Origin of the sequence: Edwardsiella ictaluri ATCC 33202 (assembly GCF_000264785.1) — a bacterium.
Classification (GTDB): Bacteria; Pseudomonadota; Gammaproteobacteria; order Enterobacterales; family Enterobacteriaceae; genus Edwardsiella; species Edwardsiella ictaluri.
The window spans coordinates 39,978-54,316 of record NZ_AFJI01000023.1; the positions used below are offsets into that span (position 1 = coordinate 39,978).

17 protein-coding genes are annotated in these 14,339 nt (G+C 60.2%); 8 read left to right on the forward strand and 9 right to left on the reverse strand.

From position 1 onward, the window contains the following. Nucleotides 1-74: 74 nt before the first annotated feature. The 4 genes from EIEH_RS02605 (at nucleotide 75) to EIEH_RS02620 (ending at nucleotide 4,393) form a co-directional block, all read left to right on the forward strand. A complete protein-coding gene (locus EIEH_RS02605; protein WP_015872834.1) occupies nucleotides 75-1,049 on the forward strand; it encodes a hydrolase in 975 nt (324 codons plus the stop codon). A gap of 5 nt (nucleotides 1,050-1,054) precedes the next feature. Then, nucleotides 1,055-1,279: a YheU family protein gene (locus EIEH_RS02610; protein WP_015872833.1), complete on the forward strand. Its 225-nt coding sequence runs from the start codon at nucleotides 1,055-1,057 to the stop codon at nucleotides 1,277-1,279. A 348-nt stretch (nucleotides 1,280-1,627) separates the two neighbouring features. Continuing rightward, nucleotides 1,628-2,260 (forward strand): cAMP-activated global transcriptional regulator CRP, encoded by a 633-nt coding sequence (gene crp / locus EIEH_RS02615; RefSeq protein ID WP_000242758.1) that lies wholly within the window; start codon nucleotides 1,628-1,630, stop codon nucleotides 2,258-2,260. Nucleotides 2,261-2,320: 60 nt separating this feature from the next. After that, complete coding sequence (locus EIEH_RS02620; RefSeq protein ID WP_015872832.1) at nucleotides 2,321-4,393, forward strand: YccS/YhfK family putative transporter; 2,073 nt, start codon at nucleotides 2,321-2,323, stop codon at nucleotides 4,391-4,393. Nucleotides 4,394-4,410: 17 nt separating this feature from the next. On the opposite strand, the gene EIEH_RS02625 is transcribed toward EIEH_RS02620, so the two are convergent. The 6 genes from EIEH_RS02625 to ulaA are packed head-to-tail and all read right to left on the reverse strand — an operon-like array spanning nucleotide 4,411 to nucleotide 8,839. Continuing rightward, nucleotides 4,411-5,100, reverse strand: a complete 690-nt coding sequence (locus EIEH_RS02625; protein ID WP_015872831.1) for an L-ribulose-5-phosphate 4-epimerase — start codon at nucleotides 5,098-5,100, stop codon at nucleotides 4,411-4,413. Next, entirely contained in the window at nucleotides 5,088-5,960 is an 873-nt protein-coding gene (locus tag EIEH_RS02630) for an L-ribulose-5-phosphate 3-epimerase (protein WP_015872830.1), read from the reverse strand. Before EIEH_RS02630 ends, EIEH_RS02625 begins: the two co-directional genes overlap by 13 nt. Before the next feature lie 10 nt (nucleotides 5,961-5,970). Beyond that, nucleotides 5,971-6,627 (reverse strand): 3-keto-L-gulonate-6-phosphate decarboxylase UlaD, encoded by a 657-nt coding sequence (locus EIEH_RS02635; RefSeq protein WP_015872829.1) that lies wholly within the window; start codon nucleotides 6,625-6,627, stop codon nucleotides 5,971-5,973. Then, entirely contained in the window at nucleotides 6,624-7,109 is a 486-nt protein-coding gene (gene ulaC / locus EIEH_RS02640) for a PTS ascorbate transporter subunit IIA (RefSeq protein WP_015872828.1), read from the reverse strand. Before ulaC ends, EIEH_RS02635 begins: the two co-directional genes overlap by 4 nt. A 9-nt stretch (nucleotides 7,110-7,118) precedes the next feature. Continuing rightward, a complete protein-coding gene (gene ulaB / locus EIEH_RS02645) occupies nucleotides 7,119-7,424 on the reverse strand; it encodes a PTS ascorbate transporter subunit IIB (RefSeq protein WP_015872827.1) in 306 nt (101 codons plus the stop codon). Between the two features lie 17 nt (nucleotides 7,425-7,441). After that, nucleotides 7,442-8,839, reverse strand: coding sequence for a PTS ascorbate transporter subunit IIC (gene ulaA, locus EIEH_RS02650; RefSeq protein ID WP_015872826.1), 1,398 nt, complete (start codon nucleotides 8,837-8,839; stop codon nucleotides 7,442-7,444). A gap of 379 nt (nucleotides 8,840-9,218) precedes the next feature. Between ulaA and ulaG the strand changes: the two genes are divergently transcribed. The 3 genes from ulaG (at nucleotide 9,219) to EIEH_RS18775 (ending at nucleotide 11,632) form a co-directional block, all read left to right on the forward strand. Then, nucleotides 9,219-10,283: an L-ascorbate 6-phosphate lactonase gene (ulaG, locus tag EIEH_RS02655; RefSeq protein ID WP_015872825.1), complete on the forward strand. Its 1,065-nt coding sequence runs from the start codon at nucleotides 9,219-9,221 to the stop codon at nucleotides 10,281-10,283. 100 nt (nucleotides 10,284-10,383) lie between these two features. Beyond that, nucleotides 10,384-11,139 carry an HTH-type transcriptional regulator UlaR gene (gene ulaR / locus EIEH_RS02660; RefSeq protein WP_015872824.1) on the forward strand — a complete coding sequence of 252 codons (756 nt, stop codon included), beginning with the start codon at nucleotides 10,384-10,386 and terminating at the stop codon, nucleotides 11,137-11,139. A 58-nt stretch (nucleotides 11,140-11,197) separates the two neighbouring features. Beyond that, nucleotides 11,198-11,632: a hypothetical protein gene (locus tag EIEH_RS18775; RefSeq protein WP_015872823.1), complete on the forward strand. Its 435-nt coding sequence runs from the start codon at nucleotides 11,198-11,200 to the stop codon at nucleotides 11,630-11,632. 239 nt (nucleotides 11,633-11,871) lie between these two features. Here the strand turns inward: EIEH_RS18775 and nfuA are convergent, their stop codons facing one another. Together nfuA and EIEH_RS02670 are read right to left on the reverse strand one after the other, a co-directional pair. Next, a complete protein-coding gene (gene nfuA / locus EIEH_RS02665; protein ID WP_015872822.1) occupies nucleotides 11,872-12,447 on the reverse strand; it encodes a Fe-S biogenesis protein NfuA in 576 nt (191 codons plus the stop codon). Between the two features lie 58 nt (nucleotides 12,448-12,505). Further along, on the reverse strand, nucleotides 12,506-13,186 hold the full coding sequence (locus EIEH_RS02670) for a phosphoribosyltransferase family protein (RefSeq protein WP_015872821.1): 681 nt from the start codon (nucleotides 13,184-13,186) through the stop codon (nucleotides 12,506-12,508). Nucleotides 13,187-13,230: 44 nt separating this feature from the next. On the opposite strand from EIEH_RS02670, the gene bioH reads away from it, so the two are divergent. Continuing rightward, nucleotides 13,231-14,007 carry a pimeloyl-ACP methyl ester esterase BioH gene (bioH, locus tag EIEH_RS02675; protein WP_015872820.1) on the forward strand — a complete coding sequence of 259 codons (777 nt, stop codon included), beginning with the start codon at nucleotides 13,231-13,233 and terminating at the stop codon, nucleotides 14,005-14,007. Between the two features lie 71 nt (nucleotides 14,008-14,078). On the opposite strand, the gene EIEH_RS02680 is transcribed toward bioH, so the two are convergent. Then, the gene (locus EIEH_RS02680) at nucleotides 14,079-14,327 is read right to left on the reverse strand and encodes a FeoC-like transcriptional regulator (protein WP_035608586.1); all 249 of its coding nucleotides are present in this window, start codon (nucleotides 14,325-14,327) and stop codon (nucleotides 14,079-14,081) included. Nucleotides 14,328-14,339 lie beyond the last annotated feature (12 nt).

The following is a 14,339-nucleotide window of genomic DNA, read 5'->3' on the forward strand; positions in this document are numbered from 1 at the left end:
AAGGGGGTGTTTTGACCCTAACAGTGTGTTATTGATGGTACAAGTATTCCCCGGATGAATTTTATTCACGCAGCATGAGCGTTTCCACCTTTTCACCGCCCCGAGCCCTACGCAATCCGCACCTGCAGACGATCTTGCCGCGGCTGCTGCGACGGCGTGCCCTGTTGACACCGGTGTGGCAGCGTTTAACCCTGCCGGACGGCGATTTTATCGATCTGGCCTGGAGCGAGGCCCCGCAGCCCGCCCGTCATAAACCGCGGGTGGTTCTGTTCCATGGTCTGGAAGGCAGCGTGCATAGCCCCTATGCCCATGGCCTGCTGCATGCCTGTCGGGAGGCTGGCTGGCTGGCGGTCGTGATGCACTTTCGCGGCTGCAGCGGTGAGCCCAACTTGACGCCGCGTTTCTACCACTCCGGTGAAACCGGGGACGCGCGCTTTTTTCTGGCGTGGCTGCGCCGCACCTTCGGTCAGGTGCCCACCGCGGCGGTCGGGTTCTCCCTGGGGGGGAATATGTTGGGCTGTTATCTGGCCGAAGAGCAAGCCCTGGCCCCGCTGGAGGCCGCAGTGATGGTGTCGGCACCGCTGATGCTGTCGGCCTGCGCGGCGCATCTGGAGCGCGGTGTGGCGCGGATTTATCAGCGTTATCTGTTGCATGAGCTCAAGCAGAGCGCCAGGCGTAAGCTGCGACGCTATCCGGAGATGCTGGATCTCGATCCGCTGCAACTGCGGCGTATACGCAGGCTGCGCGAGTTTGACGATCAGATCACCGCCCGCCTGCACGGGTTTCGCGATGCGGATGAGTACTATCGGCGCTGTAGCGCCCTGCCGCGGTTATCGACGATCCGCCAGCCGTTGCTGATCATTCAGGCGCGCGACGATCCTTTTATGACGTCGGCGGTGATCCCGCCGTCGGGAGCATTGCCGTCCAATATCGAATATCAGCTGACGGCGTTTGGCGGCCACGTCGGCTTTATCGGCGGAACACTGCGCCATCCCTTCCCGTGGCTGGAGCAGCGTATTCCTGCCTGGTTAGCCCCCTATTTGGAGTAAAACACGTGATCATTCCCTGGCAACAGATTGCCCCAGAGACGCTGGATAGCCTGATCGAGGCCTTTGTTCTGCGCGAGGGGACCGACTATGGTGAGCAGGAGAGAAGCCTGACGCAGAAAGTGGAGGATGTACGGCATCAGCTGAAGTGCGGCGAGGCGGTTGTGGTATGGTCCGAGTTGCATGAAAGCGTCAATATTATGCCGCGTAGCCAGTTTAATGGCGTTGATTAGCGCACGTTGGCGTATTTTCCCGTGCTGCGTCTGGCGCCGCGCTGTGCAAATAAAAATCAAAAGCACCACGGGGGAGAAAAAACGGTGGCGAACAGTGAGCTATTCCATGCTGAAGCGAGACAGTGCGAGACAGTAAGGCCAAGCTATGCTACAAACTAAGCCGATATGCACCTTTAATGGAATGGAGCGGGTATAGATCAAGATCGCCGGGGATCATCTCCCTTAGGCTATGGAAACTATATTCGACAAGTGCAGTGCTATAGCAGGTTACTAGGCAGTTCCCGGCCCCGTCCAGCGGGGATGCGTTTGGCGCACCGGGGATGCGATAACAACAGAGGATAATAGCGAATGGTTCTCGGCAAACCGCAAACAGATCCAACTCTCGAATGGTTCCTGTCTCATTGCCATATTCACAAATATCCGTCCAAAAGTACCTTGATTCACCAAGGTGAAAAAGCGGAGACGCTTTATTACATCGTAAAGGGATCTGTAGCGGTACTGATTAAGGATGAAGAGGGTAAGGAGATGATTCTCTCCTACCTGAACCAGGGCGACTTCATTGGCGAGCTGGGGTTGTTTGAGGAAGGGCAGGAGCGTAGTGCCTGGGTGCGGGCGAAGACTGCCTGTGAGGTGGCTGAAATTTCCTACAAGAAATTCCGCCAGCTGATCCAGGTTAACCCAGATATTTTGATGCGTCTGTCTTCCCAGATGGCGCGTCGTCTGCAGGTCACGTCAGAGAAAGTCGGTAACCTGGCCTTCCTGGATGTGACAGGCCGTATTGCTCAGACGCTGTTGAATCTGGCCAAGCAGCCAGATGCGATGACGCACCCAGACGGCATGCAGATTAAAATCACCCGTCAGGAGATCGGCCAGATTGTGGGTTGCTCTCGTGAAACGGTAGGACGTATCCTGAAGATGCTGGAGGATCAGAACCTGATCTCGGCACACGGTAAAACCATCGTCGTCTACGGGACGCGTTGATTTTGCGCCCGCGCCGCACGAGCGGCGCGGAATCTTCAACCCATCCCCAGGATGGTGCTCATGTGGCGGCGCTTTATCTACCACCCTGAAGTGAACTATGCCCTGCGCCAGACGCTGGTTTTGTGTCTGCCGGTGCTGTTCGGGCTGATGGTAGGCCAGCTGCAGCAGGGGCTGCTGTTTTCTCTGGTACCGGTCTGCTGTAATATCGCCGGTCTTGACACCCCCCATAAACGCTTCTTTAAACGCCTCGCAGTGGGTGGCACCCTGTTCGCGCTCGGCAGCCTTTTATTGCAGATGGCCCTGCTCTGGTCGGTACCGTTGCCGCTGGCCATGCTGCTGTTGGCACTGCTGTTTGGTGTCAATGGCGAGATCAGTCCGTTGCACGCCCGTTTACTGCCGGCAACGCTGGTCGCTGCCATCTTTACCCTCAGCATTGTAGGGATGGTACCAATCTGGCAGGGGCCGCTGCTGTATTTGGTCGGTACGATTTGGTACGGCGCCTTTACCTGGTTTTGGTTTGTTCTGTGGAAAGGGCAGCCGATCCGCGAAACCCTGAATCAGCTGTACCTGGAGCTGGCGGATTACATTGAGGCCAAGTACAGCCTGCTCACGCAGCACAGCGATCCGCAGACGGCGCTGCCGCCGCTGTTGAACCGTCAGCAAAAGGTGATGGACCTTATCAGCGTTATTTACCAGCAGATGCACATGCTGTCCCTGGTCCATAACCCGGAGTATAAGAGGTTGGTGCGCTACTTTCAGGTGGCGCTGGATTTACAGGAGCATATTACCGTAAGCCTCTCCCAGCCGGAGGAGGTACAAACGCTGGTGGCACAGAGCCAGGCCGAGGCGATTATTCGCCGCAACGCGCAGGTAGTGGCCGGACGCCTGAGAGTGCTGGCGGATGATATCCAGTACCACCGCTATCCACAGCATTTCTCTATGCGCAGCGAGGTATCGGCGCTGGAAAAGCTGGCCAGCCGCTACCCGGATAATCCGGTTGGCCAGTTCTGTCTGCACCACTTTAGCCGGATGGGGCGTCTGCTGGAGCGGCAGCGTCCGCTCTATCAGCGCCAGCTGATGGCGACCCAGCAACGTCTGCCGTTCTGGCCGGCACTGCGTGCCTACTGTTCCCTGAAGTCTGGCGCGCTACGCAACGCGCTGCGTCTGGGACTGACGCTGACGGCTGGCAGCGGGCTGGGGATCCTGCTGGCGCTGCCTAAGCCCTATTGGATCATGCTGACCACCATGCTGGTGATCCAGAATGGCTATAATGCGACGCGGGTGCGTATTCAGCACCGGGCGATGGGCACCTTTGCCGGTCTGATCATCGCCGCCGGTCTGCTGCAGCTGACGCTGAGCGAATATGCGATGTTGCTGGTGATGCTGCTGGTGACGCTGGGCGCCTACCTGGCGCTGCGTAAGAATTACGGTCTGGCGGTGATAGGCTTTACGGTCAGCGCCGTATTCACCCTGCAGCTATTGGCGCTGAACGGCTCGCACTTCCTGGTGCCGCGCCTGGTGGATACGCTGCTGGGCTGTATTCTGGCCTTCGCCAGCACCATCTGGTTGTGGCCGCAGTGGCAGAGCGGCCTGCTGCGTAAAAACGCCCACCAGGCGCTGGAGGCCTACCAGGATGAGCTGCGCCTGCTGCTCTCTGCCGAACCGGGGGTCAGTGAGCTGGCCTATGCCCGGATGCGCAGCAACCAGGCGCAGAATACGCTCTACTCCTCGCTGAGCCAAGCGATGCAGGAGCCGGGATTTGATTCGCGCTACCTGGCGGATATGCGTCTGTGGATCAGCCACAGCCAGTTTATTGTCGAGCATTTGAATGCCATGACGATTTTGGCGCGCGAGCACTATATGCTGACGCCGCGCCTGGCACAGGACTATCTGCAATGTGGCGAGATCGCGCTGCAGCTGTGCCAGCAGCGTCTGGAGCACGATGGCCCGAGCAGCAACGACAGCCAGGCGGTTCCGATACCGGAGCCGCAGCAGGGGATGCCGATGACGCCGATGGAGGTGCATCTGCGCCGCATTCTGTCGCACCTGCGTACCATGCATACCATTTCATCTATCGCCTGGCGCCAGCGCCCGCATCACGGGCTGTGGCTCAGCCGCCGACTGCGCGACTGAGCCGGGGAGCCGACGCGTTAGCCGCGCTGGCCGTAGTAGGCATCCGGTCCGTGCTTGCGCCGGAAATGTTTATCGTGCAGCGCCCGATCCATCGGGGCGAGCCGCGGGTTCAGGCTATGGGCAATCCAGGCCATTTTGGCCACCTCTTCCAGCACCACCGCGTTATGCACCGCCTGTGCCGCGCTCTCTCCCCACGCGAAGGAGCCGTGCTGGTGAACGACGATCCCCGGCATATGGCCCGGGTCGCGCTGCGCCAGCGTTTCGATGATGACCAGCCCGGTGTGATGCTCATAGTCGTGGTCGATCTCGGCGGTGCTCAGCGCGCGGGTGCAGGGAATGTCGCCATCGAAGTAGTCAGCGTGGGTGGTGCCGAGCGCCGGGATGGCCCGCCCCGCCTGTGCCCAGGCGGTCGCATGGGTCGAGTGGGTATGCACAATGCCGCCCAGCTGCGGGTAGCGACGGTACAGTGCCAGGTGGGTCGGGGTGTCGGAGGAGGGGCGCAGCGCGCCAGCGACGATCCGTCCGTCAAGATCGACGACGACCATCTCATCGGGGGTCAGTGCCTCATAGGCGACGCCGCTGGGTTTGATGACGACATGGCCGCACTGGCGATCGATGGCGCTGACGTTGCCCCAGGTAAAGGTGACCAGCCCGTGGTGCGGCAGGGCCATGTTGGCCTGGCAGACCTGCTGTTTCAGCCGTTCCATGATGCCTCCTGTGCCACCGCCAGCCCGGCACGCCGCATCCGCTCCATGACCCAGTCGCGCGCCTCGCGCACCGCCTGCAGAGGGCCCGGGGCGCTTTCGTTCCACATCTCGATCAGGTAGGGACCGCGGTAGCCATGGCGATCCAGCGTGCGGAAGCAGGCCTCAAAGTCGACCACGCCGCTGCCGAAGGGCACATCCCGAAACTGGCCCGGCCGGGTGTCTTTGACATGTACGGCGACGATGTGGTCGATGGCTGCCGCCAGCTCCAGTTCGACATCATTATCCCAGGCCGAAAGATTGCCGATATCCGGGTAGATCTGGAACCAGGGGCTGCGCAGATAGCGGCAGTAGCCGAGTGCCTTGCTGATGGAGTTGAGCAGCGGCGTGTCCATGGTCTCCATGGCCAGCGTGACCTGTGCCCGGCTAGCCAGGGTGACAGCCTGGCTCAGCCCCTCGCGGAACAGCTGGCGGGTCAGGGGATTGCCCTGCTGATAGTAGACGTCGTATCCCGCCAGCTGAATCACCCGGATCCCCAGATCCTGTGCGAGGGTAATCGCGTGGGCCAGCAGCCGCAGCGCCTGGCGTCTGACCTCCTGATCCTCGCTGCCCAGCGGAAATCGGCGGTGGGCGCTGAGGCACAGGGAGGGAATACGCACGCCGCTGTGCGCCATCGCCGCCAGCAGCTCCAAACGCTGCTGGCGCGACCAGCTCAGCCGGGCCAGGCGGCGATCGCTTTCATCGATAGACATTTCGACGAAGTCGAACCCGAGCTGTGCGGCCTGTGTCAGGCGCTGTGGCCACTCCTCGTCGGCCGGCAGCGCCTTTTCATAGATGCCCAGCGGCACGGTAGGATGCAGCATATTGGTCTCCTTAGCCCCACAGCTGGGCGATGCGCTGTTTGAAGCGATGCGCGGCGGCCAGCGGATCGTCGGCCTCGCGGATGCTGCGTCCGGCGATGAAAACATGCACCGGGATCCCCTGAAACAGCGGAAGATCGTCCAGGGTGAGGCCACCGGTCACCGTGACGCGAAAGCCCATGTCGCTCAGGCGGCGTATGGCGTCGATATCCGCCTGTCCCCAGGCCACCCCCGCCGCCTGTGCGTCGCGGCTGCGGTGGTAGACCACCTGACCGATACCCGCCTGGCGCCAGGCCTGTGCCTGCTCCCAGGTCCAGTAGCCGGTCAGCTCGATTTGCAGATCGCCGTCGAACGCCTGCGCGACCGCCAGCGCGTTCTTGGCCGTAGCGATATCGGCACAGCAGATCACGGTGATCCAGTCGGCGTTGGCCTCAAAACACATGCGCGCCAGGATGGCGCCGGCATCGGCAATTTTGGCGTCGGCCAAGATGATCTTGTGGGGATAGAGCGCCTTGAGATCGCGTATGGCGCGCACGCCCTCGCCGACGCACAGTATCGTGCCGACCTCGATGATATCGACGGCTTCGACGATCTGCCGGGTGGTGAGGTAGGCCGCCTCCAGCGTTGGGTTATCCAGCGCGATTTGCAGCATAGGCAGGGACGGTATCATGAGGAGACTCCCTGGGGATGCGATGGGGTGGTTGCCGAATCGATGAGCGCCAGCACCTGCGCAGGCGCGCGGCAGGCGCGCAGGCGCGTAAAGTTGGCCTCATCCTCGAACAGGTCGACGATCTGACGGATACCGACCTCCTGATGGGTGTGGGCGTCGACGGCGGCCAGGGTGATCAGAATGTCCACCGGGTCGTTATCCTCATGGCCGAACGCGACCGGCGTACGCAGGGTGACCAGTGCAAAGCCGGTCTTGATCACCCCCTCTTCCGGGCGCCCGTGCGGCATGGCCAGCCCCGGAGCCAGCACAAAGTAGGGGCCAAAGCGCGCGACGCTATCCAGGATGGCCCGGTAGTAGCGTGGCTCTACGACGCCGGCGCTGACCAGGAGATCCACGCCGATCCTGACGGCCGCAGGCCAGTCCGCCGCCTCGGCCTGTAGGCGGATGCTGTGGTTTTCCGCCAGAGAGTCTCGCAGTTTCATCATGGCTCCTTAGCTGAGGTCCTGGGGGAAATGGGCGCGGATGACCTCCAGCAGCCTGGGGCCGAACTCGTCTGCCGACAGCATATTGCGCACCCCGACCACGTATTTATTGCCGCTGACGCTGATCTCGCCGGCGACGTGGGTGGAGGCAATGATGATATCTGCGCCGCTCAGCTCCGATTTATACTCGCCGACCGCGCAGCTGTTGACGCTGTGGTCAACGCCCTGCTGGGTCAGAAACTGATCCACCTTCATCTTCATGATCATTGAGCTGCCTTGGCCGTTACCGCAGACGGCGAGAATGCGTACTGTCATGATGTTTCTCCATGGAGTTAGTGTGTTGTGCCGCGCGCCGGATCGGTCTGCGCCGCCTCTTCTGCCCGCAGGCTGCGCCCGGCAACCAGCATGTAAGCCAGGGCGATCAGCAGCAGAATGCCCATAAACCACAGCCCCAGCGTCAGTCCCTGGATCATCGGCGGAGCCAGGATGGACCAGTCGGCCATCCCCATCCAGGCGCTGAGCCCGGTAAGTTTGACGGCCCAGACGCAGCCGAAGATTTCAATCATCCCCATGACCAGACAAATCTTGATGGCTGCCCGCCAGCCGCCGAAGTGGTTGGCAAAGACGCCGATCGTCGCGTTGGAGAAGAACATGGGGATAAAGCCGGGGATGATCAGGATAGGCGACCCCAGCAGGATCAGGATGCCGATGGCGATCAGCTGCCCGATGGTGCCCCAGATAAATCCCCAAACGACGGCGTTGGGGGCAAAACTGTAGATGGCCGCGCAGTCGATGGCCAGCACGGCGCCGGGGATCAGGCGCTGGGAGATGCCGGTGAAGGCCTCGGACAGCTCCGCGACAAACATGCGCACGCCCTGAACGATGATGAAGATCGCGACGGCGAACTGGAAGCCGGTCTGCAGGATGTAGATGCTCCAGTGGGCTTTCCCCGCCATCAGCTGGACGGCGTCCAGCCCGAAAGAGCCGAGGATCAGCCCGAAGAACAGGGTCATCACGATTGCGGTCGAGACGATATTGTCGTGGAAGATATTCAGCCAGCCGGGCAACCTGAGATCTTCCACGCTCTCCTCCCTGCGCCCCAGATAGGGGGCCAACCGATAGGCCAGCCAGGAGGCAAACTGCTGCTGATGGCCAATGGAGAAGCCGCAGCCGTCGGTGACCTCCTGAGTGGGGCGATACATCATGTTGGCGGTGATGCCCCAGTAGAGCGAGACCAGCAGCGCGCTGCACAGGATCGTGGTCCACATGGGATAGCCGAAGATATAGAACACCACGGCGATAAGCCCGGCCTGCTGAAACATGATGTGGCCGGTCAGCATGATGGTGCGGATGCCGGTGAGGCGGCGCAGCAGGACGTAGAGAATGTTCAGCGCCAGCGCCAGCAGCACGGTATAGCCTACCCAGCTGTAGGCGTCGCCCATGCGCTCTATGGTGGCCATCATCGAGGCGTAGGTGTCTGAAATGGCTCCGTTGATGTGATAGACCTCAGACATCTTGGCCACCACCGGTTTGAAGGTTGACGTCAGGATGCCGGATCCCGCCTGCAGCAGCATAAAGCCGATGATGGTTTTGATGGTGCCCTTGATGATCACCGTCGCCGGTTTACGCAGCAGCAGGTAGCCGAGACAGGTGACAATCCCCAGCAGCAGGGGGGCATTGGTCATCACCTGATTGAAAAAAATCAGAAAGGCACGGTACAGAATATCCATAGCGTTCTCCGTTCGGCGTGGATCCTGAGCGCGGATCCGGGGGATTGCGCTCAGGGCTATGTATAATTTGACCACTCTAACAATCATAAAAAATCACTTAAAGATTAAATGTGATCATTTGTGATTATGATCTCAACTTGTCGATCGCCCTGTGGGCAGGCGTTCCCTGGGCTGCATCGCCCGGCGCTGTATTTTTATCTACATGATTATAAATAATAATTTATTTTTTGGTGGCCATGGCGCCACAGTGCGGAGGGATAGCCTCTCGTATCGGGTATATCTTGACATCACGTCACTACACTATTGCAATCAAAATTGATCTAAATATGATTGTTATTGATTTCATGTGCTGCACTGGCGAGCCGATAGGAGGCCGACGATGAGTAAACTTGATGGTATTACCCGCGAGTCCTGGATCCTGAATACGTTTCCGGAGTGGGGAACCTGGCTGAACGAGGAGATAGAGCAGACGACGGTGGATCCCGGTAGCTTTGCGATGTGGTGGCTGGGCTGTACCGGGATCTGGCTGAAGTCGGCGGGGGGAGCGAATCTGTGCGTCGATTTTTGGTGCGGAACCGGTAAGCGTAGCCACGCCAATCCGTGGATGGCAGCAGGGCACCAGATGCAGCGGATGGCCGGGGTGCGGAAGCTGCAGCCCAATCTGCGCACCTCGCCCTTTGTGCTCGATCCTTTTGCCATCCGCGAGATCGATGTGCTGCTGGCGACCCACGATCATAACGATCATATCGATATCAATGTGGCGGCCGCAGTGTTGCGCAATGCGGCGCCGGACGTCCCCTTCATCGGCCCGCAGCGCTGCGTCGATCTGTGGGTATCTTGGGGCGTGCCGCGCGATCGCTGCCGGGTGGTGGTCCCCGGCGATACGATCCGGATCAAAGATACGGAGATCGTGGCGCTGGACGCCTTCGATCGCACCGCCCTGATCACGCTGCCGCCGTCGGAGCGGGCGCAGGGTACGCTGCCCGACGGTATGGATCTGCGGGCGGTTAACTACCTGTTTAAGACGCCCGCGGGTTCGCTGTACCACAGCGGCGACTCCCACTACTCCAACTATTACGCCAAGCACGGCAACGATCATCGCATCGACGTGGCGCTCGGCTCCTATGGCGAGAACCCGCGCGGGATCACCGATAAGATGACCAGCGCCGATATCCTGCGGATGGCCGAGGCGCTGAAGGTTAAAGTGGTGATCCCGTTTCATCACGATATCTGGTCTAACTTCCAGGCCGATCCGCAGGAGATCCGGGTGCTGTGGCAGATGAAGAAAGATCGTCTGGGCTACGGTTTCACCCCCTTTATCTGGCAGGTGGGCGGTAAGTTTACCTGGCCACAGGATCAGGGGCGGCTGGAGTATCACTATCCGCGCGGCTTTGACGACTGCTTCACCCGGGAGCCGGACCTGCCCTTTAAGGCTTTTTTGTAGCCGGGCGGTGGCGGTATCTGCGGCAGGGATACCGCCCGATTTGTTTCCCCGCAGCTTTCAAATATACTCATGTTGTAATCATAACTGAGCCTGGATTTTCATGACGGAATCACAACGACATCAGACCCTGCTGGAGATGTTGCAGCAGGATGGCTTTGTCAGCGTTGAGCAGGTGATCGCGAGCCTGCAGGTATCGCCGGCGACGGCGCGGCGCGATATCAATAAGCTGAATGACGCCGGTAAGCTGAAAAAGGTGCGCAACGGCGCGGAGGCCGCGAGCCCCAATCGCATGGCCTGGACGCCGATGAATATCCACCGGGCGCAGAATCACGATGAAAAGGTGCGCATTGCCCGTGCCGCCTCGCGGCTGGTACAGCCGGGTGAGAGCGTAGTGATCAACTGCGGCTCGACGGCATTTTTGCTGGGGCGGGAGCTCTGTGGACGCGATGTGCAGGTGATTACCAACTATTTGCCGTTGGCTAACTACTTGATAGATCAAGAGCATGATAGCGTGGTGATCATGGGGGGACAGTATAATCGCACCCAGGCGATCACGCTGGCGCCGGCGGACGGCGATGCCTCGCTGTATGCCGGACACTGGATGTTTACCAGCGGTAAGGGGCTGACCCCGGAGGGGTTGTACAAGACCGATATGTTGACGGCGATGGCAGAACAGAAGATGCTGAGGTACGCCGGTAAACTGGTGGCGCTGGTGGACAGCAGCAAGGTGGGGCAGCGGGCCGGGATGCTGTTCGCGCGCACCGGGCAGATCGACATTCTGATCACCGGTCAGGATGCCTCGGCGGAGGTGGTTGCGCACCTGCGTGAGTGCGGCGTGCGGGTTGAGCTGGTCTGATCGTGGTGTTCTACGGGGCCTGCTATTATAAAATTAATTGAATGCCAAGAGGTGACGTATGAGACCGCTCATTTATCTATCTCTTATGGGAGGAGTTTTTTCATGTAGCGCAGCGGATTGCGTGCTTCCATCATCAATCGTAGGAAAAGATGTTTTAGCCATAGTGGATCAGGGTTACTCACCATTAAATCCAATGGCGGGTTATGTATATAAGATGTCATTTAAGGAGAAAGGTACGTATTCATACCTTTCCCTGAATGAAAATAAAACCTACCAGGGAACCTATCGTTACTCTAGGCTTCCACAAAATAAAAATATTGCAGTGATAAGCGCATCGGCCATTTTTGATGGGTTATCGGTAGCCTATACTATGACCTTGCTATGCGAAACGAATTTTTCTGGCGTTTATTTTTATCAGCAAAGCGAAGGTACAGGTGGTACCCGAGCCAATACCGCCCGGTATTACTTTCCCGATACAGTAAAAGCACCGTAAACGGTTTAAGTCTGATGCCCTGCCAGTGAATATGGGCCGTGACGCCGATTTATTGATAGTGATAAAGCGTTAGCTCTTCATCGATGTTCTGTCATGGGGCGTGGCTTCGTGTTCACGCACCATTACGGGACACAGCCTAGATAATGCCCCGGACAATGACCGGACGTTGCCTATATCTGCAAGGTATTGGCTTAAAGGGTATCCGTTGATACGTCATCATATCAACGGATTATCACAGATCAGTAGTAAGAGTGGTCGCCGCGCTGGTGCTCGGTCAGATCGCGTACGCCCTTCAGCTCTGGGAAGCGTTGCAGCAGCTCTTTCTCGATCCCCTCTTTCAGGGTGTAGTCCACCATGGAGCAGCCGTTGCAGCCGCCGCCGAACTGCAGAATAGCGTAGCCTTCATCGGTGATCTCCATCAGCGAGACGCGACCGCCGTGGCCCGCCAGCTGGGGGTTAATCTGCGACTGCAGAATATACTCCACGCGCTCGATCAGTGGCGCATCGTCGGCGACTTTACGCATCTTGGCGTTGGGGGCTTTTAGGGTCAGCTGCGAGCCGAGCTGATCGGTGACAAAGTCGATCTCGGCATCGTCCAGGAACGGGGCGCTGATTTCGTCGACATAGGCGCTCAGCTGCTCAAAGTCCAGCTTACGGTCATTGGCTTCTACGGCGTCCGGCGGGCAGTAGGAGACGCCGCACTCCGCATTGGGCGTACCGGGGTTAATGACAAAAACGCGGATCTGGGTACCCGGCTCCTGGTTTGCCAGCAATTTGGCAAAGTGCTCTTGCGCTGCTTCGGTAATACGGATCATGGCATCTGCTCAATAGTTGACTACTCCGGTCGGTTATAATACGCCGATCGTAAAATGCTCACAAGGTGCGGCACAGACAGATCGTCTCTACCGACATCACACCCTGTGCTATCAGCAGGCGGGAGATTTCGCTCAGGGTACTGCCGGTGGTGATCACATCGTCGACCAGCAGCACCCGCCGCCCGGCCAGCGCCCGGTGCGCGGCGAAAGCACCGCGCAGGTTGCGCCGCCGCTGCGCCGCGCTGAGCCCTTGCTGGGGCGGGGTTCGCCGAGTGCGCCAGAGCCACTGCGGGCGGAACTCGGCCTGCAGCCAGCGCGCCAGCCAGCGGGCCAGTTCGGCGGCCTGATTGTAGCCGCGCTGCCAGTGGCGCAGACGGTGTAGCGGCACCGGCAGGATGATCTCGGGGCGCGCCCGCGGCGCGCTGCGGCGATCCTGCAGGTAGCGCAGCAGCATCAGCCGGGCCAACGGCACGGCCAGCGGCCACTCCGCGCGGTATTTCAAGCGCTGTACCAACGGCGCCAGCGGCGGTAGATAGCCGCTGACAAACGTCAGCCGCTGCCAGGGCGGTGGGCGCAGCAGGCAGCGGCCGCAGGGGTGATGGATATCTGCGCTGGGCAGCCCACAGCGGGGACAGCAGGGCGGCGGCGCGGGCAGCGCCCGACGGCAGGCGCTACAGATACCGACTGGCGCCCGTAGGGGAAGGAGGCAGATCGCGCAGCGTCCGTGAAGTGATACCATAGGCTTCGTCCTGAAAGGTCTAAGGGAAAAGGAGACCATAACCGATGAGTGCGCTGTTTTGGCATACCTGCGGCGCGGGTAAACGCGATCTTGTGCTGCTGCACGGCTGGGGACTGAATGCTGAAGTGTGGCGTAGCATTGTCCCCCAGCTCTCTGCGCAGTTTCGCCTGCACCTGGTCGATCTGCCCGGTTATGGGCGCAGCGGCGGTGATACGCCGTATTCGCTGGCGGAGATGACACAGCGGGTGTTGGCGCAGGCACCGGAGCGGGCGCTATGGCTGGGGTGGTCGCTGGGGGGGCTCGTTGCCACCCAGGCGGCCCTGTATCACCCGCAGCGGGTCAGCGGTTTAATCACCGTCGCCTCTTCGCCCTGTTTTACGGCGCAGATGGCGTGGCCGGGGATCCGTAGTGATGTGCTGTACCATTTTCAATCACAGCTGCGCGATGATTTTCAGCGTACGGTGGAGCGTTTTCTGGCGCTGCAGACGCTGGGGGCCGACAGCGCCCGGCAGGATACCCGCGCGCTGAAGTCGGTGGTGCTGGCGCAGCCGATGCCGTCGGCGGCGGTATTGAACGCGGGGTTGTCCCTGCTGCGCGAAACCGATCTGCGCCCGCAGCTGGCGACGCTGGCGCTGCCGTGGCTGCGCTTCTATGGCGCGCTGGATGGCCTGGTACCGCGCCGGGTGGCGCCGCTGGTGGATGCGCTCAGTCCGTGCGGCCGTTCGCTGATTATTCCCGGTGCCGCCCATGCCCCCTTTATCTCTCATCCCGAGCCGTTTTGCGCCGCGCTGTGCGAGTTTGCCGACGGGCGGTCGGTATAATGGGCAGCGATAAAAAAAGCAGCCGCATCTGCGGCTGCCTGTCGAGGGGCGTCAATGGTTACGGCGCGCGTTTAGTGCAGCGTGCGTATCCGGTAGACGACGGTTTCACATTTTTTCTGCGCCTCGGGGCAGCCTTTACAGCTGCCGCTCAGGCATCCGCTATCCATATCATCGACCTTTTCCACACATCCCATGAGCTCCAGACGCTCCAGCATGGCGCGCACCAGTGCCGGCGTGCCGCCGACCTCACGACACAGGCGCTGTAGCTCAATACGCCCATGTAGCGCGACGGTATCCCGGACTTGCAGTAAGGTGGTCATCATGGCGCTCCG

Excerpts from the sequence above, each read along its gene's own strand:
- nfuA (WP_015872822.1), bottom strand. The coding sequence starts at position 12,447 with ATGATCCGTATTACCGAAGCAGCGCAAGAGCACTTTGCCAAATTGCTG.
- EIEH_RS02625 (WP_015872831.1), bottom strand. The coding sequence starts at position 5,100 with ATGGAACGGCTGAAACAGCAGGTCTGCCAGGCCAACATGGCCCTGCCG.
- EIEH_RS02620 (WP_015872832.1), top strand. The coding sequence starts at position 2,321 with ATGTGGCGGCGCTTTATCTACCACCCTGAAGTGAACTATGCCCTGCGC.
- EIEH_RS02670 (WP_015872821.1), bottom strand. The coding sequence starts at position 13,186 with ATGGTATCACTTCACGGACGCTGCGCGATCTGCCTCCTTCCCCTACGG.
- ulaA (WP_015872826.1), bottom strand. The coding sequence starts at position 8,839 with ATGGATATTCTGTACCGTGCCTTTCTGATTTTTTTCAATCAGGTGATG.
- EIEH_RS02680 (WP_035608586.1), bottom strand. The coding sequence starts at position 14,327 with ATGACCACCTTACTGCAAGTCCGGGATACCGTCGCGCTACATGGGCGT.
- ulaG (WP_015872825.1), top strand. The coding sequence starts at position 9,219 with ATGAGTAAACTTGATGGTATTACCCGCGAGTCCTGGATCCTGAATACG.
- EIEH_RS02630 (WP_015872830.1), bottom strand. The coding sequence starts at position 5,960 with ATGCTGCATCCTACCGTGCCGCTGGGCATCTATGAAAAGGCGCTGCCG.
- EIEH_RS18775 (WP_015872823.1), top strand. The coding sequence starts at position 11,198 with ATGAGACCGCTCATTTATCTATCTCTTATGGGAGGAGTTTTTTCATGT.
- crp (WP_000242758.1), top strand. The coding sequence starts at position 1,628 with ATGGTTCTCGGCAAACCGCAAACAGATCCAACTCTCGAATGGTTCCTG.
- ulaC (WP_015872828.1), bottom strand. The coding sequence starts at position 7,109 with ATGAAACTGCGAGACTCTCTGGCGGAAAACCACAGCATCCGCCTACAG.
- ulaR (WP_015872824.1), top strand. The coding sequence starts at position 10,384 with ATGACGGAATCACAACGACATCAGACCCTGCTGGAGATGTTGCAGCAG.
- ulaB (WP_015872827.1), bottom strand. The coding sequence starts at position 7,424 with ATGACAGTACGCATTCTCGCCGTCTGCGGTAACGGCCAAGGCAGCTCA.
- EIEH_RS02605 (WP_015872834.1), top strand. The coding sequence starts at position 75 with ATGAGCGTTTCCACCTTTTCACCGCCCCGAGCCCTACGCAATCCGCAC.
- bioH (WP_015872820.1), top strand. The coding sequence starts at position 13,231 with ATGAGTGCGCTGTTTTGGCATACCTGCGGCGCGGGTAAACGCGATCTT.
- EIEH_RS02635 (WP_015872829.1), bottom strand. The coding sequence starts at position 6,627 with ATGATACCGTCCCTGCCTATGCTGCAAATCGCGCTGGATAACCCAACG.